Source organism: Streptomyces sp. NPDC001156, from assembly GCF_053598275.1.
Genome location: NZ_JBSFJX010000156.1, coordinates 1 through 18,571, shown reverse-complemented (window position 1 = coordinate 18,571; position 18,571 = coordinate 1). Strand labels below are relative to the sequence as shown.

Annotated in this window: 16 protein-coding genes and 1 pseudogene; 3 read left to right on the top strand and 14 right to left on the bottom strand. The window is 68.7% G+C overall.

Annotation, left to right across the window (positions count from 1 at the left end; all coding sequences use genetic code 11):
• Window positions 1-316 precede the first annotated feature (316 nt).
• Window positions 317-444 (bottom strand): annotated as a pseudogene (locus tag ACWDA7_RS39230) (integrase); the annotation flags it as partial.
• 146 nt (window positions 445-590) lie between these two features.
• Between ACWDA7_RS39230 and ACWDA7_RS39225 the strand changes: the two are divergent.
• Complete coding sequence (locus ACWDA7_RS39225) at window positions 591-1,307, top strand: hypothetical protein (RefSeq protein WP_450611082.1); 717 nt, start codon at window positions 591-593, stop codon at window positions 1,305-1,307.
• A gap of 271 nt (window positions 1,308-1,578) precedes the next feature.
• Here the strand turns inward: ACWDA7_RS39225 and ACWDA7_RS39220 are convergent, their stop codons facing one another.
• Window positions 1,579-3,066, bottom strand: a complete 1,488-nt coding sequence (locus ACWDA7_RS39220) for a long-chain-fatty-acid--CoA ligase (protein ID WP_450611080.1) — start codon at window positions 3,064-3,066, stop codon at window positions 1,579-1,581.
• Window positions 3,067-3,263: 197 nt separating this feature from the next.
• On the opposite strand from ACWDA7_RS39220, the gene ACWDA7_RS39215 reads away from it, so the two are divergent.
• Window positions 3,264-4,475, top strand: a complete 1,212-nt coding sequence (locus ACWDA7_RS39215) for a PucR family transcriptional regulator (protein WP_450611078.1) — start codon at window positions 3,264-3,266, stop codon at window positions 4,473-4,475.
• A gap of 416 nt (window positions 4,476-4,891) precedes the next feature.
• Window positions 4,892-5,431, top strand: coding sequence for a manganese efflux pump MntP (locus ACWDA7_RS39210; RefSeq protein WP_450611076.1), 540 nt, complete (start codon window positions 4,892-4,894; stop codon window positions 5,429-5,431).
• Here the strand turns inward: ACWDA7_RS39210 and pqqE are convergent.
• From pqqE to ACWDA7_RS39150, 12 genes are all read right to left on the bottom strand, one after another.
• The gene (pqqE, locus tag ACWDA7_RS39205; protein WP_450611074.1) at window positions 5,391-6,548 is read right to left on the bottom strand and encodes a pyrroloquinoline quinone biosynthesis protein PqqE; all 1,158 of its coding nucleotides are present in this window, start codon (window positions 6,546-6,548) and stop codon (window positions 5,391-5,393) included. The two genes, ACWDA7_RS39210 and pqqE, sit on opposite strands and share 41 nt — an antisense overlap.
• A complete protein-coding gene (gene pqqD / locus ACWDA7_RS39200; protein WP_450611072.1) occupies window positions 6,541-6,873 on the bottom strand; it encodes a pyrroloquinoline quinone biosynthesis peptide chaperone PqqD in 333 nt (110 codons plus the stop codon). The genes pqqE and pqqD overlap by 8 nt, the downstream gene beginning before the upstream one ends.
• 5 nt (window positions 6,874-6,878) lie before the next feature.
• The gene (gene pqqC, locus ACWDA7_RS39195; protein ID WP_450611070.1) at window positions 6,879-7,589 is read right to left on the bottom strand and encodes a pyrroloquinoline-quinone synthase PqqC; all 711 of its coding nucleotides are present in this window, start codon (window positions 7,587-7,589) and stop codon (window positions 6,879-6,881) included.
• Between the two features lie 4 nt (window positions 7,590-7,593).
• On the bottom strand, window positions 7,594-8,481 hold the full coding sequence (gene pqqB / locus ACWDA7_RS39190; RefSeq protein WP_450611068.1) for a pyrroloquinoline quinone biosynthesis protein PqqB: 888 nt from the start codon (window positions 8,479-8,481) through the stop codon (window positions 7,594-7,596).
• Window positions 8,482-8,588: 107 nt separating this feature from the next.
• Window positions 8,589-8,684: a pyrroloquinoline quinone precursor peptide PqqA gene (gene pqqA, locus ACWDA7_RS39185; protein WP_360998615.1), complete on the bottom strand. Its 96-nt coding sequence runs from the start codon at window positions 8,682-8,684 to the stop codon at window positions 8,589-8,591.
• A 44-nt stretch (window positions 8,685-8,728) separates the two neighbouring features.
• Window positions 8,729-10,429, bottom strand: coding sequence for a PQQ-dependent dehydrogenase, methanol/ethanol family (locus ACWDA7_RS39180; protein ID WP_450611066.1), 1,701 nt, complete (start codon window positions 10,427-10,429; stop codon window positions 8,729-8,731).
• Between the two features lie 20 nt (window positions 10,430-10,449).
• A complete protein-coding gene (locus ACWDA7_RS39175; RefSeq protein WP_360998611.1) occupies window positions 10,450-10,911 on the bottom strand; it encodes an MSMEG_3727 family PQQ-associated protein in 462 nt (153 codons plus the stop codon).
• A 448-nt stretch (window positions 10,912-11,359) separates the two neighbouring features.
• The gene (katG, locus tag ACWDA7_RS39170; RefSeq protein WP_450611083.1) at window positions 11,360-13,567 is read right to left on the bottom strand and encodes a catalase/peroxidase HPI; all 2,208 of its coding nucleotides are present in this window, start codon (window positions 13,565-13,567) and stop codon (window positions 11,360-11,362) included.
• Between the two features lie 69 nt (window positions 13,568-13,636).
• Complete coding sequence (locus ACWDA7_RS39165; protein ID WP_450611064.1) at window positions 13,637-15,004, bottom strand: LytTR family transcriptional regulator DNA-binding domain-containing protein; 1,368 nt, start codon at window positions 15,002-15,004, stop codon at window positions 13,637-13,639.
• A gap of 602 nt (window positions 15,005-15,606) precedes the next feature.
• On the bottom strand, window positions 15,607-16,629 hold the full coding sequence (locus ACWDA7_RS39160) for an LLM class flavin-dependent oxidoreductase (protein WP_450611062.1): 1,023 nt from the start codon (window positions 16,627-16,629) through the stop codon (window positions 15,607-15,609).
• Window positions 16,630-16,991: 362 nt separating this feature from the next.
• Complete coding sequence (locus ACWDA7_RS39155) at window positions 16,992-18,194, bottom strand: acyl-CoA dehydrogenase family protein (RefSeq protein WP_450611060.1); 1,203 nt, start codon at window positions 18,192-18,194, stop codon at window positions 16,992-16,994.
• Window positions 18,195-18,274: 80 nt separating this feature from the next.
• Window positions 18,275-18,523, bottom strand: a complete 249-nt coding sequence (locus tag ACWDA7_RS39150) for a hypothetical protein (protein WP_450611058.1) — start codon at window positions 18,521-18,523, stop codon at window positions 18,275-18,277.
• Between the last annotated feature and the right edge of the window lie 48 nt (window positions 18,524-18,571).

The window sequence follows — 18,571 nt, the reverse complement described above, 5'->3', positions numbered from 1 at the left end:
GAGCTCCTCCCGGCTCACACCGGACCGGCGTGCGATCGTGACGAGCAGCGCGGCCGCGGTGACGCACACCGGGACGTACCAGTCGTCGGCCAGCATAGTGGTCAGCGTGCTCGCAGCCGCGAGCACGCTGACCGCGAGGAGCAGCGAATGCATGGTCTCTCCAGCATCCCTGACGCGCAGGAATCCGGCAGATCACGACGCGCCGAGCAGGCGGGCGCATCGGTACGGTTTGCCGCGATGGACCAGCGCGGCCCGGACCGGTGCTGACGAGCGCGACGATTCCCCCCAGACGAATGAGTACCGTCGCGAATGTCCGGTCCGCGGTGGGGTGTGCCGTCGTGCCCAGGATTCGGATGCGCCTCGTCGAATGCTTGATGACGGCAAAGACGTACAGCTCGCTCCGGTCAGGGTCTCGACTTCGAACACGTCGCAGGCGAGCAGGCCCCGGCCTGGCTGCCTCTTGCCGCGGAGCGTATAGGAGCATATGCTCCTAATGGGACGATGGTCCGATCGCGCGTCAGCCTTGCAGTCGGGCGCGTGGGTCTACCGGCCACGCCCGCACCCCCCCACAGATCAAGGAGTCATCTGCCATGACCGATCTCGTCACGACGGCCCTCGAGGCGCACGGCGGCCTGGACCGCTACCACCGGTTCAGCTCGGCGACCGCGCATGTCCGCGTCGGAGGTTCGCTGTGGCGACTGAAGGGACGGGAGGGGATCTTGGATCATGCGGCCGTACGGATCGACCTGCATCGGCAGCACGCGAGTCACTCACCCTTCACCGCGCCCGACCTGCGGACCTCCCTCACCCCGCAGAGGGTGGCCGTGGAGACGGTCACCGGCGAGGTGAAGGCCGAGCGACTCGATCCCCGTGCGTCGTTCCCGGACGACGTGCGCGCCCCTTGGGATGATCTTCACGTCGCCTACTTCGCCGGGTACGCCATGTGGACCTACCTCACATCCCCCTTCACCTTCACCTCTCCCGGATTCGAGACCGCGGAACTGCCTCCGGTCACCGAAGAGGGACAGACGTGGAGGCCCCTGAAGGTCACCTTCCCGGACCACATCGCCACGCACTGCCGTGAGCAGGTCTTCTACTTCGACTCGAACGGGCTGCTGCGCCGGCACGACTACACCCCCGAGGTCATCAACGCCGGGCCGGCCGCGCACTACCCCTCCGAGTACCAGGAGTTCGACGGCATCATGATCCCGACCCGGCGCCGCGTCTACCGGCGTACAGAGGGCGGAACGGTGGCCCGGGACGTGGAACTCGTCACCATCGACGTCGAAAGTGTCCAGTTCATCTGACACGAGAGACCGCCGACCCGTGCACGAGCTCCGCCAAGAGCGCGTACGGCAACGTCAAGACCGCCAACGCCACCGCCTACACGGTCACTTGCTCCCGATGTTTCATCACGGAATCGGCATTCGGCCCCATGGCGTCGTCCGTCGGAATCCAGCTCTGGGGGAGGGCGTGTAGGCGTTCTTGTGTAAGTCCTCTGGATTTACTGGGCACTGATCCGGGGTCGGGAGCCGGCCCCGTGCACGTCAGCGACCTGGCGCGGGCACTCCCGGAATGTCACCGCGGAAGCCGGATCTCCCGCTTGAGGATTTTTCCGGTGGGGCCTTTGGGCAGGGCGGGGAGGAGCCAGACATTGCGGGGGTACTTGTAGGGGGCGACGCGTTCCTTCACGAAGGACCGCACGTCTTCGGCCGTGACCTCAGCATCCGGGGTGAGGACGACGGCCGCGGAGACCTCCTCGCCGAGGGATGCGTGCGGGACGCCGACGACGGCTGCCTCGACGACGTTCGGGTGCTCGTAGAGCACCTCCTCGATCTCCCGCGGGTAGACGTTGTACCCGCCTCGGATGATCAGGTCCTTCTTGCGGTCGACGACGAACAAGTAGCCGTCGGAGTCCTGGCGGGCCAGGTCTCCGGTACGGAACCATCCGTCCGGAATCGCCTCGGCCGTCGCGTCGGGCCGGTTCCAGTAGCCCGCCATGACGTTGTGGCCCCGAATGGCGAGCTCACCGACTGCACCGACCGGGACGTCCTGGCCGGCGACGTCCACCAGGCGCACCTCGACACCGTCGATCGGGGTGCCGATCGAGCCGGGCTTGCGGGTGCGGTCGAGGTGGTTGAACGTGACCACCGGTGAGGTCTCCGACAGCCCGTAGCCCTCGGCCACCGCACAGCCGAAGCGCTTCTCGAAGGCGTGCAGCACCTCCGTCGGCAGCGCAGCCCCGCCGGAGACGCACACCCGCAGGTCACCGGCATCGGGGGCGGTGGCGGACGGGGGCTGGTGCAGCAGCGCGTTGTACATCGTCGGCACGCCCTGGAAGACGGTCACCCGCAAGGCGTCGAGCAGCGCCAGCACCTCGGCCGGGTCGAAGCGGGGCACGAGGACCAGGCAGGCGCCCTGGCGGACGGCCGCGTTCATGCCGCAGGTCTGGCCGAAGGCGTGGAAGAGCGGCAGGCAGCCCATCACCACGTCCTGCGGCCCCACGTGGATCACCCGCTCGGCCACGACCTCGGTGTTGAGACCGAGGTTGTGGTGGGTCAGCGCGGCGCCCTTCGGCCTGCCGGTGGTGCCGGAGGTGTAGAGGATCACGGCGAGGTCGTCGTCACCGCGCTGTGTCTCCGCGCCGACCGGCTCGTGGTCGTCTGCCTGCGACAGGATCGTGTCGACGGGGATCACAACGGTTCCCGTGACACCGGCTGCCACCGCCGCTTCCCCGGCGGCGCCCTCGTGCACGAACAGGCGACACGCGCCCGAGTCGACCAGGCAGTGCTCGATCTCGCGCGCCTTGAGCAACGGGTTCATCGGTACGACGACTCCACCGGCCCGCAGGATGCCGTAGTAGAGCGCCACGAAGGCCGGCACGTTGGGCAGCATCACGCCCACCCGATCACCGACCGTCACGCCTTCCGCACGCAGCATCGCGGCGACGCGCGACGCGGCCGCGTCCAGCTCCGCGTACGTCAGCACGTCGTTCCCGAACCGGAGGGCAGGGCGATCGGGGTGACGCAGCGCTGTCTCCGACAGATTTCCCGCGATGTTCGACATGCGTCCTCCTGTTAACAGCCCGGTAACCCCCCGACGCCGCGTACAGACTGTCGCCCGTGCGGGCCGTCACCAATGGACCGGCGAACAAGAAGACCGCGGGATGTGTTGTTCTCAGGAACAACCTGACGGCGGACGTTCCCTGGAACCTTGGCGATGTGCTTGTCGGCCTGGACAAACACACCCCGTACTCTGGCCTCGTGCAGCGTCGCCCGCCCGTACCCGAGATCGCTGCGATGGCACAGTCGCTGCGCCCGCGGCTGCCCGACCTCGTCGAGCGCGCCACCCGCCGTATCCGCGACGAGATCGACATCTACGGCCCCTCCGGCACTGTGCCGGAGGCAGAGCTGCGGGCATCGCTGCGGCGCAACATCGACAGCATGCTCGCCCAGTTCGCGCGTGGCAGCGAGCCGGACCTCACCGAGCCCAGCGAGACCGGACGCCTGCGCGCGGTCCAGGGCGGTCCGCTGCCCGACGTCCTGCGCGCCTACCGGCTCGGGTTCGCAGAGGTGTGGACGGTCCTGACCGAGGAAGCCTCGCGTCGCGAGGTGGACCCGTCCGTGATGGTGCGGGCGGCGGCCGACGCGTGGCAGCTCGCGGACGAGTACAGCGACGCGCTGACCTCCGCCTATCGGCGGGCTGCCGCCGAACTCGTCCGCGCCCAGGAGCGCGAACGGTCCGCCCTCACGGAGGCCCTGCTCAGCGGCCGGATCACCGATCGAGGGACGTTGTGGGAGGTCGCCCAGACTCTCGGCCTGCCCAGGAAGGGTCCCTTCGTCGCTGTTGCCGCCGAAGCCACCGCACTCGGTCAGGAGCCGCTCGGCGACGTCGAGGCGCAGCTGGCCGCGCACGGTATCCCCTCCGCCTGGACACTGCGGCCCGACCTTCACATCGGAATCGCGTCCCTGTTCCGCCCGGACGCCGATGACCTCACCATGAACGTTCTACGGCGCCTCGCCACCTCCCGCGTGGGAGTGAGCCCTGCCTTCGCCTCGCTCGACGGCACCGGCCAGGCTCTGCGGTACGCCCGCCTCGCCATGAGCGGACAGCCGGCCGGGACGGCCGAAGTGGTCCGCTTCCAGGACGACCCGCTCACCGTGGTCATGGCCGCGGCTCCCGAAGCCGCCGCCGACATCGCCCGCAGGGTCATGGGCCCGGTTCTGGCCCTCGACAGCGACGCACGCGCCCTGCTGCTCGACACGTTCCAGTGCTGGATCGACGCCGCCGGAAACGCGACCGCGACGGCACAGGCCCTGCACTGCCACTCCAACACCGTCCGCTACAGGCTGCGCAAACTCGAAGACCTCACCGGCCGTTCGCTCCAGACTCCCGGCGACACCGCCGAGCTCGTCGCGGCGTTGCGCGCCGTCAGATTCCTTCCGGGCACCTCGACGGACTCCACTCCGCCTTGATGAACTCATCCCTCCAGTCCCGAACGTTGTGGCTCCGGGGTGGCGGTCACATGCGTTCGCGCATCGTGTCGTCATCCTCGTGATCCACGACCGGCAGACCCATCTGGCAAGCCCACGGGCGGCGCCCACGGTCGAATGGTGAAAAGGCGAACGAAAAAGCGGATTCCGCGATTTCATTGTCCGCGTCGCCGGTTCGTCCGGGGCCGGCTCCTGGCTCCGGCGGATTTGGGTAGATGCCGGAGTGTCTCCTGGAACGGACCAACGGGAGGTGGCGGGCCCGAAGAATCTTCCGCCCGAAATCGGCTGACCCATGTTTATTGCGCCGGACAATGTGAAATATCATGAACTATGGCGAGTACTAGCCGAGACAGAGTCGTTCCTGTCGGCATCGGTCGTCATCGGGCAGTGACGTCGCCATGATCTGGGAAATACTGCTCCTGGGCTTTGTGCTCAGTCTCGACAATTTTCGGGTATCGATCGCGCTCGGCACCGTCCCATTCGGCCTGAAGCGCGCCGTGCAAGTTGCACTGACCTTCGGGCTGTGGGATGCGATTATGCCCCTGGTCGGGCTGTTCATCGGGCGCCGGATCGGGGAGTCCGTCGGGGGCATCGCCGACTTGATGGGTGCGGCCGTCCTCGGCGGGTACGGTCTCTATCTCGTCATCTCGGCCCTCAGGAACCCCGAGCCGGACGAGTTGGACCACCCGTGGGCGCTGTTCGGCATCCCGTTGACGCTGAGCCTGGACAACCTGCTCGCCGGGGCGAGCCTGGGGATGCTTGGGCTCTCGCCATGGTTCTCGGCCGCCGTCTTCGGCGTCATGACGGCGGTGATGTCGCTGGTCGGGCTGCAGCTCGGGCGGGTCGCGGCGCGCCTTGTCCGGATCCGCTCGGACCTGCTGAGCGGAGTCGCCTTGATCATCGCTGCTGCGACGCTGCCGGTGGCGTTCGGCGGCTAGCCCGGCCGTTCGACCCCGGGAGGCGGGCCGGCCGGCGAACCGGGTACCGGCGGGGGATCATCGGAAGATCGTCGGCCGGCGGGTCAGCGTTGGCGGCCACGACCGCCCGGGCAACCAGGTCGTGGTCGGGCGACAGATGGCAGATCGGGTCGGTGCGGGCGGCGTCGCCAGTGAGCAGGAACGCCTGGCAGCGGCACCCGCCGAAGTCCAGCTCCCGCCGAGGGCAGCTCCGGCAAGGCTCCGGCATCCAGTCGGTCCCCCGGAAGGCGGTCATCACCGGGGACTCGGCCCAGATCCACTCCAGTGAGTCCTCCCGCACGCTGGCCCGCGGCAACGGCAGGGACTGGGCGGCCGGGCAGGGCAGGACGTCGCCGTTCGGCGTCACCGTCAGCTGCCGGGATGCCCAGCCGCCCATGCAGGGCTTCGGGTAGCGGCTGTAGTAGTCGGAGATGACGTAGATGACCTCCATGCGGTCCCGCAACCGCTCACGGGCGGCCCGCACGACGACCTCGGCCGCCTCGAGCTGGCCCCGGCTCGGCAGCAGCGCGGCACGGTTGCGCCTGGCCCAGCCGTAGTACTGGGTGTTGGCCAGCTCCACCCGGTCGGCGCCCATCTCCTCGGCCAGCCCGAGCACGTCGGCGACGCGGTCGATGTTGTGCCGGTGCAGCACCACGTTCATGGTCAGCGGCCAGCCGAGCTCCTTGACCACGCGCATCGCCTCGATCTTGCGCTGGAAGGACGGGAGGCCGGCGATTCGGTCGGACACGGCCGGCTCGTCGGCCTGGACGCTGATCTGCACGTGGTCCAGGCCGGCGGCCCGCAGTTGCTCGGCCCTCGGACGCGAGAGCCCGAGGGCGCTGGTCACGAGGTTGGTGTAGAGGCCCAGGTCGTGGGCTACCGCCGCGATCTCCACCAGGTCGCGCCGCAGCAGCGGTTCCCCGCCGGACAGATGGCACTGTAGGACGCCCAGATCGGCGGCCTCGGTCAGCACCCGCCGCCACTCGTCGGTGGTCAGCTCGTCCTGGTAGCCGGCCATGTTCAGCGGGTTGGAGCAGTACGGGCAGGCCAGCGGGCAGCGATAGGTGAGCTCGGCAAGCAATCCGAACGGGCTATCCATCGGTGAGCTCCATCCAGCGCTTGGCGACGAGCCGGGTCAAGTACTGCCGCACCTCGTCCCCGGGGACGGTCCGGTAGCGGGTGCCCAGCTCGGTCACGATCTCGGCCACGGTGTGCCGCCCGTCGCACAGTTCGAGGATCGCCGCGCCGCTGCCGTTGAGGACCACCACCGTCTCGGGGTGCAGCAAGATCGGACGCTGCCTGGTCCGGCAGAAGGTGAGCCGGACATGCCGTGCCAACCGGGGCCGGTCCGAGCCGCGCACCTCGACGCCGGGTCCCGTCCTGGTCCTGGTCTGGGTCGCTCCGCCAAGGGGGGTCGGGTCCATGGTGGTCACTCCGGGTAGGCCTGGTCGATGGCGTCCATCAGGCTCCACAGGACGTCGCACTTGAACGACAGCGCGTCGACGGCGCGCGCCTGGGACTCGGCGGAGAGGCAGTGCGACGTGACCACCTCGAGGGCATGCTCGCAGTCGCGGGGAGCCTGCTCCAGGCGGGTGCGGAAGTAGGCGAGGCCCTCAGGGTCGATCCACGGGTACCAGCGCTCGAATGCGGCCAGGCGCGCGGCCATCAGGTCGGGCGCGAACAGCTCGGTGAGCGAGGACGCCACCGCCTCCACCCACGGGCGGGTCCGGGCGAAGTTCACGTAGGCGTCGACGGCGAACCGCACTCCGGGTACCAGGTGCCGATGGTCCCGGACCTCCTCGCGGGTCAGCCTGGCGGCCTCTCCGAGGCGCAGCCAGGCCTCGATGCCGCCCTCGCCCACGGCGGTGCCGTCGTGTTCGACGATCCGTCGGATCCAGCGGCGGCGGACGTCGAGGTCGGGACAGTTGGAAAGGATCGCGGCGTCCTTGCGGGGGATGCTCTCCTGGTAGTAGAAGCGGTTGGCCACCCAGCCTCGGATCTGCGTGGGGCTGAGCCGGCCGGCGTTCATCCGGACGTGGAACGGGTGCTGGTCGTGGTACCGGCGCGAGTGGGCCCGCAACGTCTCGACGAAGTCGTCGGCGCCGCTGCTCCTGGTCGTTCTCGTGGGTGTTGTCGTCACGGCTCTACACCTGGACCTCAAGGCCGTCCGTGGCCACCTCTATGCCGTTCTCCCGCAACGCACCCCGCTCGGGCGTGTCCTCTAGGAGAACGGGGTTGGTGTTGTTGATGTGCACGAGGATCGTCCGTCCCGCGCCCAGCGACGGGAGCTGCGCCAGGCTGCCGTCCGGGCCGTCGATGGGCAGGTGGCCCATCTCCCGGGCGGTCTTGCCTGCCAGTCCGAGCCGTACGAGCTCGTCGTCGCGCCAGCAGGTCCCGTCGACCAGCAGGCATCCGCAGCCCTCGAGTTCCGCGCGCAGCGCCGGCGTCAGCGATTGCACGGCCGGCAGGTAGACCACGGTTCCCCCGCTGCCCTTGTCGGTCAGCCGGTAGCCGACGACGCGGCCGTGGTCCGCCTCGGCTGTGAACCGGGCGCGTTTGGCGGTGGGCACGTCGAACGCGCGGCAGGACAGCCCGTCCGCCAGGTCCAGGTCGGTGCCGGGGATCACTGCCCGCCACTCGACGGTGCAGTAGTGCTGGAGCGTGCGCAGGATTCCCGAGCCGTCACACAGGGTCTTGTGCGCCGCCGGCGTGGCGTACACCCGCAGGGCGCGGGCCTCACGCAACAGCAGCAGGCCCAGCGTGTGGTCCAGTTCGGCGTCGGTGAGCAGCACCGCTTCCAGCGGTGTCCTCCGGTCGCCCCGCGGGTGCAGGCCGGGGAAGGCCTCGAACTGGGCGCGGAGGTCGGGGGAGGCGTTGAGGAGGAACCACCGGCGGCGGTCGGCGCTGACAGCGATCGAGGACTGGGTGCGTGGGGGACCGGCCCCGGAGCGGACCGCGGTGCACACAGGGCAGCCGCAGTTCCACTGCGGGGACCCGCCCCCCGCCGCTGAGCCCAGCACTCGCAGCAACACGCCGGCACTCCGTTCGTCGCAGGTCCGGGTCGGTCGCCGGCCCGGCCGTCCGTAGGCGTCCGGAGCCCGAGGGGGCGCCGGACCTGGTCCGGCGTGCCCCACGTCCGCTAGTCCTCCAGCCGGGCGACGTACATGGTCACCTCGGCTGCGACTGCGATCTCCTCGAACTCGGGCGTCTCCCACTCAGCGAGCTCGGATTCCATGAATCCACCTCCTCTCTGCCCGGATACGGCAGGCTCCGGTCGCGCTACGACCATTCGGGGAGTGCGAAGACGATCAGGGCGCTTCCGTGCCCCGCGCCGAGCATGCCGGGGAGGAATCCCTCGGCCCACCCGCCCCAGCCGACCGGCACGGCGATGTACTGTCTGTCGTCGACCATGTAGGTGGTCGGGCTGCTGTGGTGGCCGCTCCCGCACTGGAACTGCCACAGCCCCTGCCCGGTGCGAGCGTCCAGCGCGTTGAACTCGCCGGACGGCTCACCGGCGAACACCAGGTCACCGCCGGTGGCCAGCACCGAGGCGCACATCGGCAGTTCATTGCGCCAGCGCCACTTCTCCTCGCCGCTCGCATCGAAGGCGCTGATGGACCCCGCCATGTCCTCGATGTCCACCTGAACGCCCGCGCCCCAGTACGGGATGCTCTCCTTGAACTCCCGCCGCCACCGGGTGGCCGTGGCGCCGGTGTCCTGGACGGGGACGTAGAAGAGCCCGGACTTCGGGCTGTAGGCCGCGTGGGTCCATTCCTTGGCGCCGGCCGGACCGGGGTAGAAGTGGACCGGTTCTCCCTCCTTGTCGGGGTACGACTTGGCCGTCACCCGGCCGTCCCTCGTGATGGCGCCCCACGTGATGCGGTCCACGAAGGGAGTGATCCCGACCCTCGCGCCGTTCATGCGGTCGAGGACGAAGAAGTAGCCGTTCTTGTCGAAGTGCCCGAGCAGTTTGCGCCCGTCCCGCTCGAACAGGATGCACTCGGCGATGCTGTCGTAGTCCCACACGTCGTGTGGGGTGCACTGGTAGTGCCAGCGGATCTGACCGCTGTCGACGTCGACGGCGATGACGCAGTCGGTGAAGAGGTTGTCGCCCTCGCGGACACCTCCGTCGAAGTCGGGCGCCGGGTTGCCGGTGCCGACGTACAGCAGGTTCGTCTCCGGGTCGAACGTGCCGGTCACCCAGCAGTTCGCCCCGCCACGCGCCCAGGCCTCGCCGGTGGCCGGCCAGGTCTCCGAGCCCGGCTCCCCAGGCTTGGGCACCGTGTAGCAGCGCCACTGGTGCTCGCCGGTGCCGAGGTCGAACGCGTCGAGGTGGCCGCGTACGCCGAACTCGCCGCCGGAACTGCCGACGATGACCATGTTCTTCACGATCAGCGGGGCGAGTGTGGCGCTCTCCCCGGCCCGGACGTCACCGTAGGTCTTGTCCCAGACCCGCTTGCCGGTGGTGGCGTCGAGCGCGATCACACGGGCGTTCGCCGTGACGAAGAAGACCTTCCCCTGCGCCACGGCGACCCCACGGTTCACGTTCCCGCAGCACAAGGACACGTCGAACGGGACCGCGTGCTTGTACCGCCAGATCTCCACACCGGTCTTCGCGTCGAGGGCCCAAACCCAGCCGTCCCAGCCGGAGAGGAACATGACCCCGTCGACCACGATCGGGGCGGCCTCGAACGAGTAGGTCGACGCGCCCGCGATCAGACCGGTCGTGCCGGCCTGGAAGACCCATGCGGGGACGACGCGCTTGACACTCTCCGTGTTGATCTGGTCCAGCGGGCTGTACCGCTGCCCGTCGTAGGCGCCGTAGTAGGTGAGCCAGTTGTGGGGCTCCTGGCGGGCGTTGAGTATGCGCTCGTAGTCGACGCCGGCCACCACCGGCGGCGCGACGTCCCCGCCCGCGACCTTGCCGCTCAGCATTCCCTGGTCGACGGCCTCGCCCGCGTCCACGTAATCGACGGTCATGTGCTCCTCCTCCTTTCTTCCTACGGCCGTGGTTGTTCGGGACGGTCGAGGCGAGCCTCCGGCGGAGCGTCCCCCAGGACGACGATGGCACCGGTCAACCCCCGGCCCTCGTCGTTGCCCGTGGGCGACCCGAACCAGTAGTAGCCCGGCCCATCGAGATTGAGGGTCGCCCGTCCGCGCGAATGGTTCACCAACCAGATGAACTTCCGGTCGCCATTGCTCGGCAGGAGCGCGCAGTGCGTGTTCAGGTCGTCATTGACGAGCTCGAGCGCGATATCGCCTCCATGGGGCATGACCAGAATCGACGGATCCCAGGTCAGCTCATCCGGGTGGATCCGAATGGTGGCCTGCATGGTGCCGTCCGATTTCTCGGCTGCATACCCAATGCTCCCGGTCCCCAGTACATGACCCAGCGCTGCTTTGTTCTGTTCGGCCAACCCGAGCTTGTCCAGCAGGTCGGATCGCTCCTGCATGGTTGTCATCGGGGCTTCACTCTCCTCAGCCCGAATCCCTGTGTCCACTTCGTGGCGGCCGTGCTGACGACGGCACGTCGCGGTCGGTTTCCCGTTCGGCAAAAAACGTGCTTTGAAATGACCTCGAAATTTCTTTTTTGCGTCCTTCGATGCCCTGCTGTAACAGGCAGTCAAGGAGCGCGCCACGCGGGACCCGAAAAAGAATGAGAAATTACTGATCAATAAGCACGCTACGCCGGATGAATCACACCGACAAGGCAGAGCCCCGGTTCGGGCCGGCTCATACCGTTCGCCGGCGACCAGCCACCGTTCGTACCCGATACGCCACCGTTGGGAGGAGCCAGGCCGCACTGCAACGCGTCGCGCCGGGGCCGGCTGCGGCCCGGTCAATCGCCGCCGATCAACATCGGCTGACCGGTCACGACGCCTCTGCCGGCATCCGGCCCCCCATGGAGGATCAGGCGAGGTCGTACCGATCGAGGCTCATAACCTTGTCCCACGCGGCGACGAAGTCCTGCACGAACTTCTCCCGTGCGTCGTCGCTCGCGTAGACCTCGGCGACGGCACGCAGCTCGGAGTTCGAGCCGAACACGAGGTCGACGCGACTACCGGTCCACTTGACCTCGCCGGTGGCGCGGTCGCGACCCTCGAAGGTTTCCGCGGTCGCGGATGTCGGCTTCCATTCCGTGCCCGTGTCGAGCAGATTCACGAAGAAGTCGTTGGTCAGCGATCCGGGCGCCGAGGTGAAGACGCCCAGCGGCGACTGCTGGTAATTGGCACCCAGAACCCGCAGGCCACCCACCAGGACAGTCATCTCGGGCGCGCTGAGGTCCAGCAGATTTGCGCGATCGACCAGCAGGTGCTCCGGCGGCAGCCGGTTGCCCTTGCCGCGGTAGTTCCGGAACCCGTCCGCGGTCGGTTCGAGCGGCGCGAAGGACTCCGCATCGGTCCACTCCTGCGTGGCGTCCGTGCGTCCCGGAATGAAGGGGACCTGGATGTCGTAGCCGGCGGCCTTGGCGGCCTGCTCGACGGCGGCGGCTCCGCCGAGCACGAGGAGGTCGGCCAGCGAGATCTTCTTGTTCCCGGTCTGGGAGCTGTTGAAGGACTCCTGGATCCCCTCCAGGGTGCGCAGCACCTGTGCCAGCGTGTCGGGGTCGTTGACCTCCCAGCCCCGCTGCGGCTCGAGGCGGATGCGCGCGCCGTTCGCCCCGCCACGCTTGTCGCTCACGCGGAACGTCGAGGCCGACGCCCACGCGGTCGAGACGAGCTGGGACACCGACAGCCCCGAGGCGAGGATCCGGCTCTTGATCGCGGCGATATCCGCCGCCCCGACGAGCTCGTGGTCCACGGCGGGGATCGGGTCCTGCCAGCGCAGCGTCTCCCGGGGGACCAGGGGTCCGAGGTAGCGCTGGATCGGGCCCATGTCGAGGTGCGTCAGCTTGAACCAGACCCGGGCGAACGCATCCGCGAGCTGGTCCGGGTTCTTCAGGAAGCGCCGCGAGATCGGCTCGTAGACCGGGTCCAACCGCAGCGCGAGGTCCGTCGTCAGCATCGTCGGGGCGTGGGTCGTCGACGGGTCGTGGGCGTCCGGCACGGTGCCGACCCCGCCGCCGTCCGTCGGGATCCACTGCCACAGACCGGCGGGGCTCAGTTCCAGGTCCCACTCGTAGCCGAACAGGGTCTCGAAGAAGCTGTTGTCCCATCTCGTCGGGGTGGGTGTCCACGTACCCTCGAGTCCGCTGGAGATCGCGTACGTGCCCTTTCCGGTGCCGTAGCTGCTCCTCCATCCCAGGCCCTGCTCCTCGAGGGGGGCGCCCTCGGGTTCGGGGCCGAGGTGGGTGTCCGGGTCGGCCGCGCCGTGGGTCTTGCCGAATGTGTGGCCGCCCGCGATCAGCGCGACGGTCTCCTCGTCGTTCATCCCCATGCGCCGAAACGTCTCGCGGATGTCCCGGGCCGAGGTGAGCGGGTCCGGGACGGTGTTCGGACCCTCCGGGTTGACGTAGATGAGGCCCATCTGGTCGGCGGCCAGAGGGCTCTCCAGCTCCCGGACGCCGCCGTGGCGTTCGTCGCCGAGCCAGGCGTGCTCGGGACCCCAGTAGATGGCCTCGTCGGGTTCCCAGACCTCCGCCCGGCCGCCGGCGAAGCCGAAGGTCGTGAAGCCCATCGTCTCCAGGGCGCGATTGCCCGCGAAGATCATCAGGTCGGCCCAGGAAATCTTGCGGCCGTACTTCTTCTTCACCGGCCAGAGCAGCCGGCGCGCCTTGTCGAGGTTGCGATTGTCCGGCCAACTGTTCAGCGGTGCGAAACGCTGCATGTTGGCGGATGGGCCACCACGGCCGTCGTCGATGCGGTACGTCCCGGCGCAATGCCACACCATCCGGATCACGAGCGGCCCGTAGTGGCCGAAGTCGGCAGGCCACCACTCCTGCGACGTCGTCAGCACCTCGTCGACGTCCCGCGCCAGGGCGTCGAGGTCGAGCGTCCGGAACGCCGCGGCATAGTCGAAGTCCTCGCCCATGGGGTCGGCCATGGCGGGGTGTTTTCGGAGGATCGTCAGGTTGAGCCGGGTCGGCCACCAATCACGGTTGCCCGCGCCCCCGATCGGGTGACTGCAGTGCCCGGCCGACACAGAGAGACCGAGGCCGCCCGCGCTCCCGACGTTCATCTCGCCGGCAACGGCGTCCGGACTGTCAGACACGGAAACGTCCTTCCGGGAACAGAGGATGTGCTGGACTCAGATGTCCAGCGCGCGACGCACGGACGACGCGTTACGCCGGGAAACCGGCACCATCTCGTTCGTCCGGCCATCCATGACCAGAGACAGCTCGCCCTTGAGGCCGCGCTCGATCTCCCGGATGCGGCTGAGGTTGACCACATACCGGCGGTGCACCCGCAGGAAGCCGACATCCGCCAGCTCACTGTCGAGCTTGTCCAAGCTCAGAGAGGCGGCTCGCAATCGCCCCTGATCGGTGGAGAGCCATACGTCGTTTCCCTGCGATTCAGCGAAGGACACCTCCGGCAGCCGCAGCAGCACCATCCGGTTGTCGCGCATCGCGACCAGGCGGCGCGGCCGCACCCGAGGGTGCGCGGACTCCTTCGCTCTGGGCAACGGCGCCCCGTCGCATGCACCGAACGAGACCAGGTTCCCGATCAGGGTTCCGGACGAGAAGACAGGTCGGATGCTGATCGATGTCGGCTCGTCGGCGAGGTGGGCGAAGATCTGTGTCGAGCCGACCCAGTCAGGATCGTGGGCTGCCTGCCCAGTGGCGTACCTCGCGGCTGCGATGAATTCCGGCAGCCCGGGGTTCCATCGCAGCGTGGGGTCGACCGCCGGGGTGTATGCCGGGACACCCAGGAGCACGCTTGCCATGTCGTCGGCGATCACCACCTTGCCCACGGTGTCCACCGCGGCGAGCGGCGCACTGGAGCGTGCCCTGGCCTGGGTGTAGGCCGCGACCAACTCGGCGCCGCTGTCCCGGGCGCGCCTCTTCAGCGGGTGCTGGGCCATGGCGACCGCGTTCGCCAGCCAGCTTTCCGCGGACGCGGGAAGCTGGCTGCGCCAGCAGGAGATGTTCAGGACCGCGATCGGTTCCCTGGTCACCACGTCGCGCACCGCGACGCCCGCGCAGACCCAGTTGTGGAACGCCTGGCACCAGTGCTCCGCGCCCCTGATCGGTACGGGGCCGTGCGCCTCGAGCGCCGTGCCCATGCCGTTCGTGCCGACCGCGCACTCGGACCAGCAGAACCAGAGCGCCAGATTACAGTCGCCGGCTCTGGCGAGCGTGGCTTGATCACCCCACTCGGCCAGGACCCGGCCCGTGGCATCGGCGACGGTAACGACGCCACCGGAATTGCCCACTTCATGTGCCACGGAGGCGGCACGAAAACCCAGCTCAGCGACGACGACATCGTGCTCGGGCGTATGGTCGAGCTCCACGACAGCCACCGGAGCCTCTGTGAGGTGAGGGTCGATCCGGTACTGCTCTCGGCAGCGATGCCAGGAGATCGCCACCAGGGGCCGGACACCGGGGACGTGATCCTCGCCCTGCACGAACCGTTCCCACGCCGCGAGAACGGTGCCGCTGCCCAGGGTCGCTGGCATGGGATCAAGCCGATGTACATCCCTCATGGTTCAGAACCGCCCTTGGTCCTTCCCCAACGCCCGACGGCGTACGGTCCGCGCCCCTTCGCCGCTGGTCGCGGCCGGGCCTACAGCGGACCGGGCACTGCGTGGCGCCTCTTCCTGCTACGTCACTCGTTCCAGGCTGTGTCAAAGACCTGCACTTCCCACCCTAGGTATCGTCGTGGGGCCGCGCATGTCCCTCTCCGGGCCGCGTGTGCGAAATACGCCTCCTGGTCGGCCCTGGACAGCACACCGGCGGGCACGTGTATGCGGGGATCGGCTGGACTGTCACCATCGGCCAGGAACGTGAGAACGTGTATTGCTGTGCGATGGTCGATCTTCCGCACAGGCTGATCCGGGAACGCTGTGGCCACGGCTGAGACCCGCTGTCGGGCAAGCCTGACATGGAGCATCCATCGCACAGTCCCCCCTGCGCCGGGCGGCGCGGGTCCGCCCACTGCCGGCCGAGCCCATCGGGCCCGGCCGGGCCTCGTGTGCCCCTCGCGGTGTCGGGCCGGGTCTCTGTCGGCGCAGTGGGTAGTGACGCGCCGGCCCGCACCGCACGCGGGCCGGCAGCACACTCAGCGCCAGCCGAGCTCCGGTGCCACGTGGGTGAGGATGCTCTCCAGCAGATGGGCGTTGTAGTCGACCCCGAGCTGGTTCGGGATGGTCAGCAGCAGGGTGTCTGCGGCCTGGATGGCCTCGTCTTCCTGGAGCTGCTTCACCAGCACGTCCGGCTCGGCGGCGTACGAGCGTCCAAAGATCGCCCTGGTCGTGTCGTCGATCATGCCGATCTGGTCGCGCGAGTTGCGGTCGCGGCCGAAGTAAGCCCGGTCCAGGTCGTCGGTCAGGGCAAAGATGCTGCGGCTGACCGACACGCGCGGCTCTCGCGTGTGGCCTGCCTCCTTGTACGCCTCGCGGTACGCCTCGATCTGCTTGCGCTGCTGGACGTGCAACGGTTCGCCCGTCTCGTCGTCCTTCAGCGTGGAACTCTGCAGGTTCGTCCCCAGCTTTGCGGCCCAGACGGCGGTCGCGTTCGAGCCGGAGCCCCACCAGATCCGCTCGCGCAGTCCCTCGGAGTGCGGCTCGATGCGCAGCAGCCCCGGCGGGTTGGGGAACATCGGCCGCGGGTTCGGCTGCGCGAAGCCCTTGCCCTCGAGCACCTTGAGAAAGGCCTCGGTGTTCCGGCGAGCCATGTCACTGCCGGTCTCGCCCTCGGCGGGGGTGTAACCGAAGTATCGCCAGCCGTCGATCACCTGTTCCGGTGATCCACGGCTGATGCCGAGTTGCAGTCGGCCGCCGGAGATGAGGTCGGCAGCACCGGCGTCCTCGGCCATGTACAGCGGGTTCTCATAGCGCATGTCGATCACGCCGGTGCCGATCTCGATCTTCGAGGTCCGTGCACCGATGGCCGAGAGCAGCGGGAACGGGCTGGCCGCCTGCTGCGCGAAGTGGTGGACGCGGAAGTACGCACCGTCCACGCCGAGCTCCTCGGCTGCGACCGCCAGGTCGATGGACTGGTGCAGGAAGTCGGCGGCGGACCGGGTCTTGGAGTGCGCACTCGGCGACCAGTGGCCGAACGAGAGGAAACCTATCTTCTTCACGCACGCTCAAAGCGTCCGGCGAACACTTTTGATTCCCGGCGTCGGCACGCTGTGACCAGGTCGGCCGTGCGGGTACCGATACATCATCCGGCCTGGTCATGCGGCATGTGCGTACTCGTGGAGGATGCCGCCGAGGCGGTCGCGTCGTTGGGTTGCGCGTCGGCCGGGCCACCGCCCTCCCTCGCTGACGCGCCGCGGTGCCGGCCGGTCCGGTGATCCGCCTGCTGACAGCGCGGCAGACTCACTTGGAACCGGACGATCTTCTGGAGACGCCCGGCCCCGGATGCAGGGCCACGAAGACAAGGCCGCGCCTTCCGCCGCCGTCCCGGCCTGCCGCGGCGGACCGGGACGGCGGCTGCCCCTCACACGAAGGCGCTCTGCCCGGTGATCGACTTGCCGACGATCAGGGTGTTCATCTCGCGCGTGCCTTCGTAGGAGTAGAGAGCCTCGGCGTCGGCGAAGAACCGCGCGATGCCGTAGTCCAGCAGGATGCCGTTGCCGCCGAAGATCTCGCGACACCAGGCGACGACCTCCCGCATCCGCGAGGTGACGAAGCTCTTGGCCAGCGAGGAGTGCTCGTCACGGAAGATGCCGGCCTCCTGCAGCCGTGCGAGTTGCACCAACATGCCCCACGACGCGGTGATGTTGCCCAGGCTCTTGACGAGCAGGTCCTGCACCATCTGGAACTTCGCTATCGGACGGCCGAACGCCATGCGCTTCTTGGCGTAGTCCAGGGCCAGTTCATACGCGCCGGTCATGAGGCCCAGCGACTCCCAGGCGACCCCGCTGCGGGTGGCGCGCAGGATCTCTGCGACGTCCCGGAAAGAATGAACGTTCTGCAGCCGGTTCGCCTCCGGCACCCGGACATCGGTCAGAGTGATCTCGGCGTTCTCCACGATCCGCAGTGCGATCTTGCCCTCGATCTTCTCCGGGCTGAACCCCGGCGTGCCCTTCTCGACGACGAATCCCTTGACCTGGTTGTCGTCGACGTCCCGCGCCCACACCACGACGTAGTCGGCGAAGGTGGCGTTGCCGATCCACCTCTTGGCCCCGTTGAGGACCCAGGTGTCGCCCTCACGCCGGGCAGTGGTGCGCATGCCGCCGGAAACGTCGGAGCCGCCCAGCGGCTCGGTGAGCGCGAACGCGCCGATCTTGTCCATGGTGGCCATCCGGGGAAGCCACCGGTCGCGCTGTTCCTGGTCCCCGCCCGAGTAGATGGAGTAGAACGCGAGTCCGTCGTGGACGCCGAAGAAGGTGGCAACCGAGGCATCGGTGCGGGCCAGCTCCATTGCCAACATGCCGCTGAGCAGGTGGCTGACCGCCGGCTGGTGCTCGCCGTAGCCGTCGTAGGCCAGCGCGGCCAGGCCGCTTCCGCGGAACTTCTCGATCAGTTCCTCGGGGAACTCGCCCTTGGCCCAGTTGTCGTTCACCAGCGGCTTGATCTCGTCCTGCATCAGGGCGCGGGCCGTCAGGAGGATCTTGCGTTCCTCTTCCGGGAGCAGCGACTCGTAGTTGTAGAAGTCGGCGGCCAGGTGATCTTCCAGCGGGACGATCGTAGTGGTCATTTCAATTCTCCTTCGTGCGGGCGTGCTTGGCTGTGCTGTTCCGTGCGAACAGCACGGCGAGCTGCTTGCGGTCGCGTTCTTCAGCGAGGACTGCGCACATGCAAGGGCCTGAGCCCTTCGCCACGGGCTTCGCGACCTGTTGCCGGTGCCCGGGGCTTGTCGACGGTCGGCCGAGGGCCGGTCCTGCCGGGTGCCGTGTCCAAGAACCCGGGGATCTCCTTGCGTTCGTCGACCTGGGTGCGGCCGACGGAGGAGCAAAAGTCCACCGCCGCCTGGACGGCGTCCTCTCCGGTGCGCTCGCCCGGCGCAACCTCGACGAGCGGGATCACGCGGGGGGGGGGGGGGGGGGGCCGGAGGGCCGCGCCCACGCGGTCGCC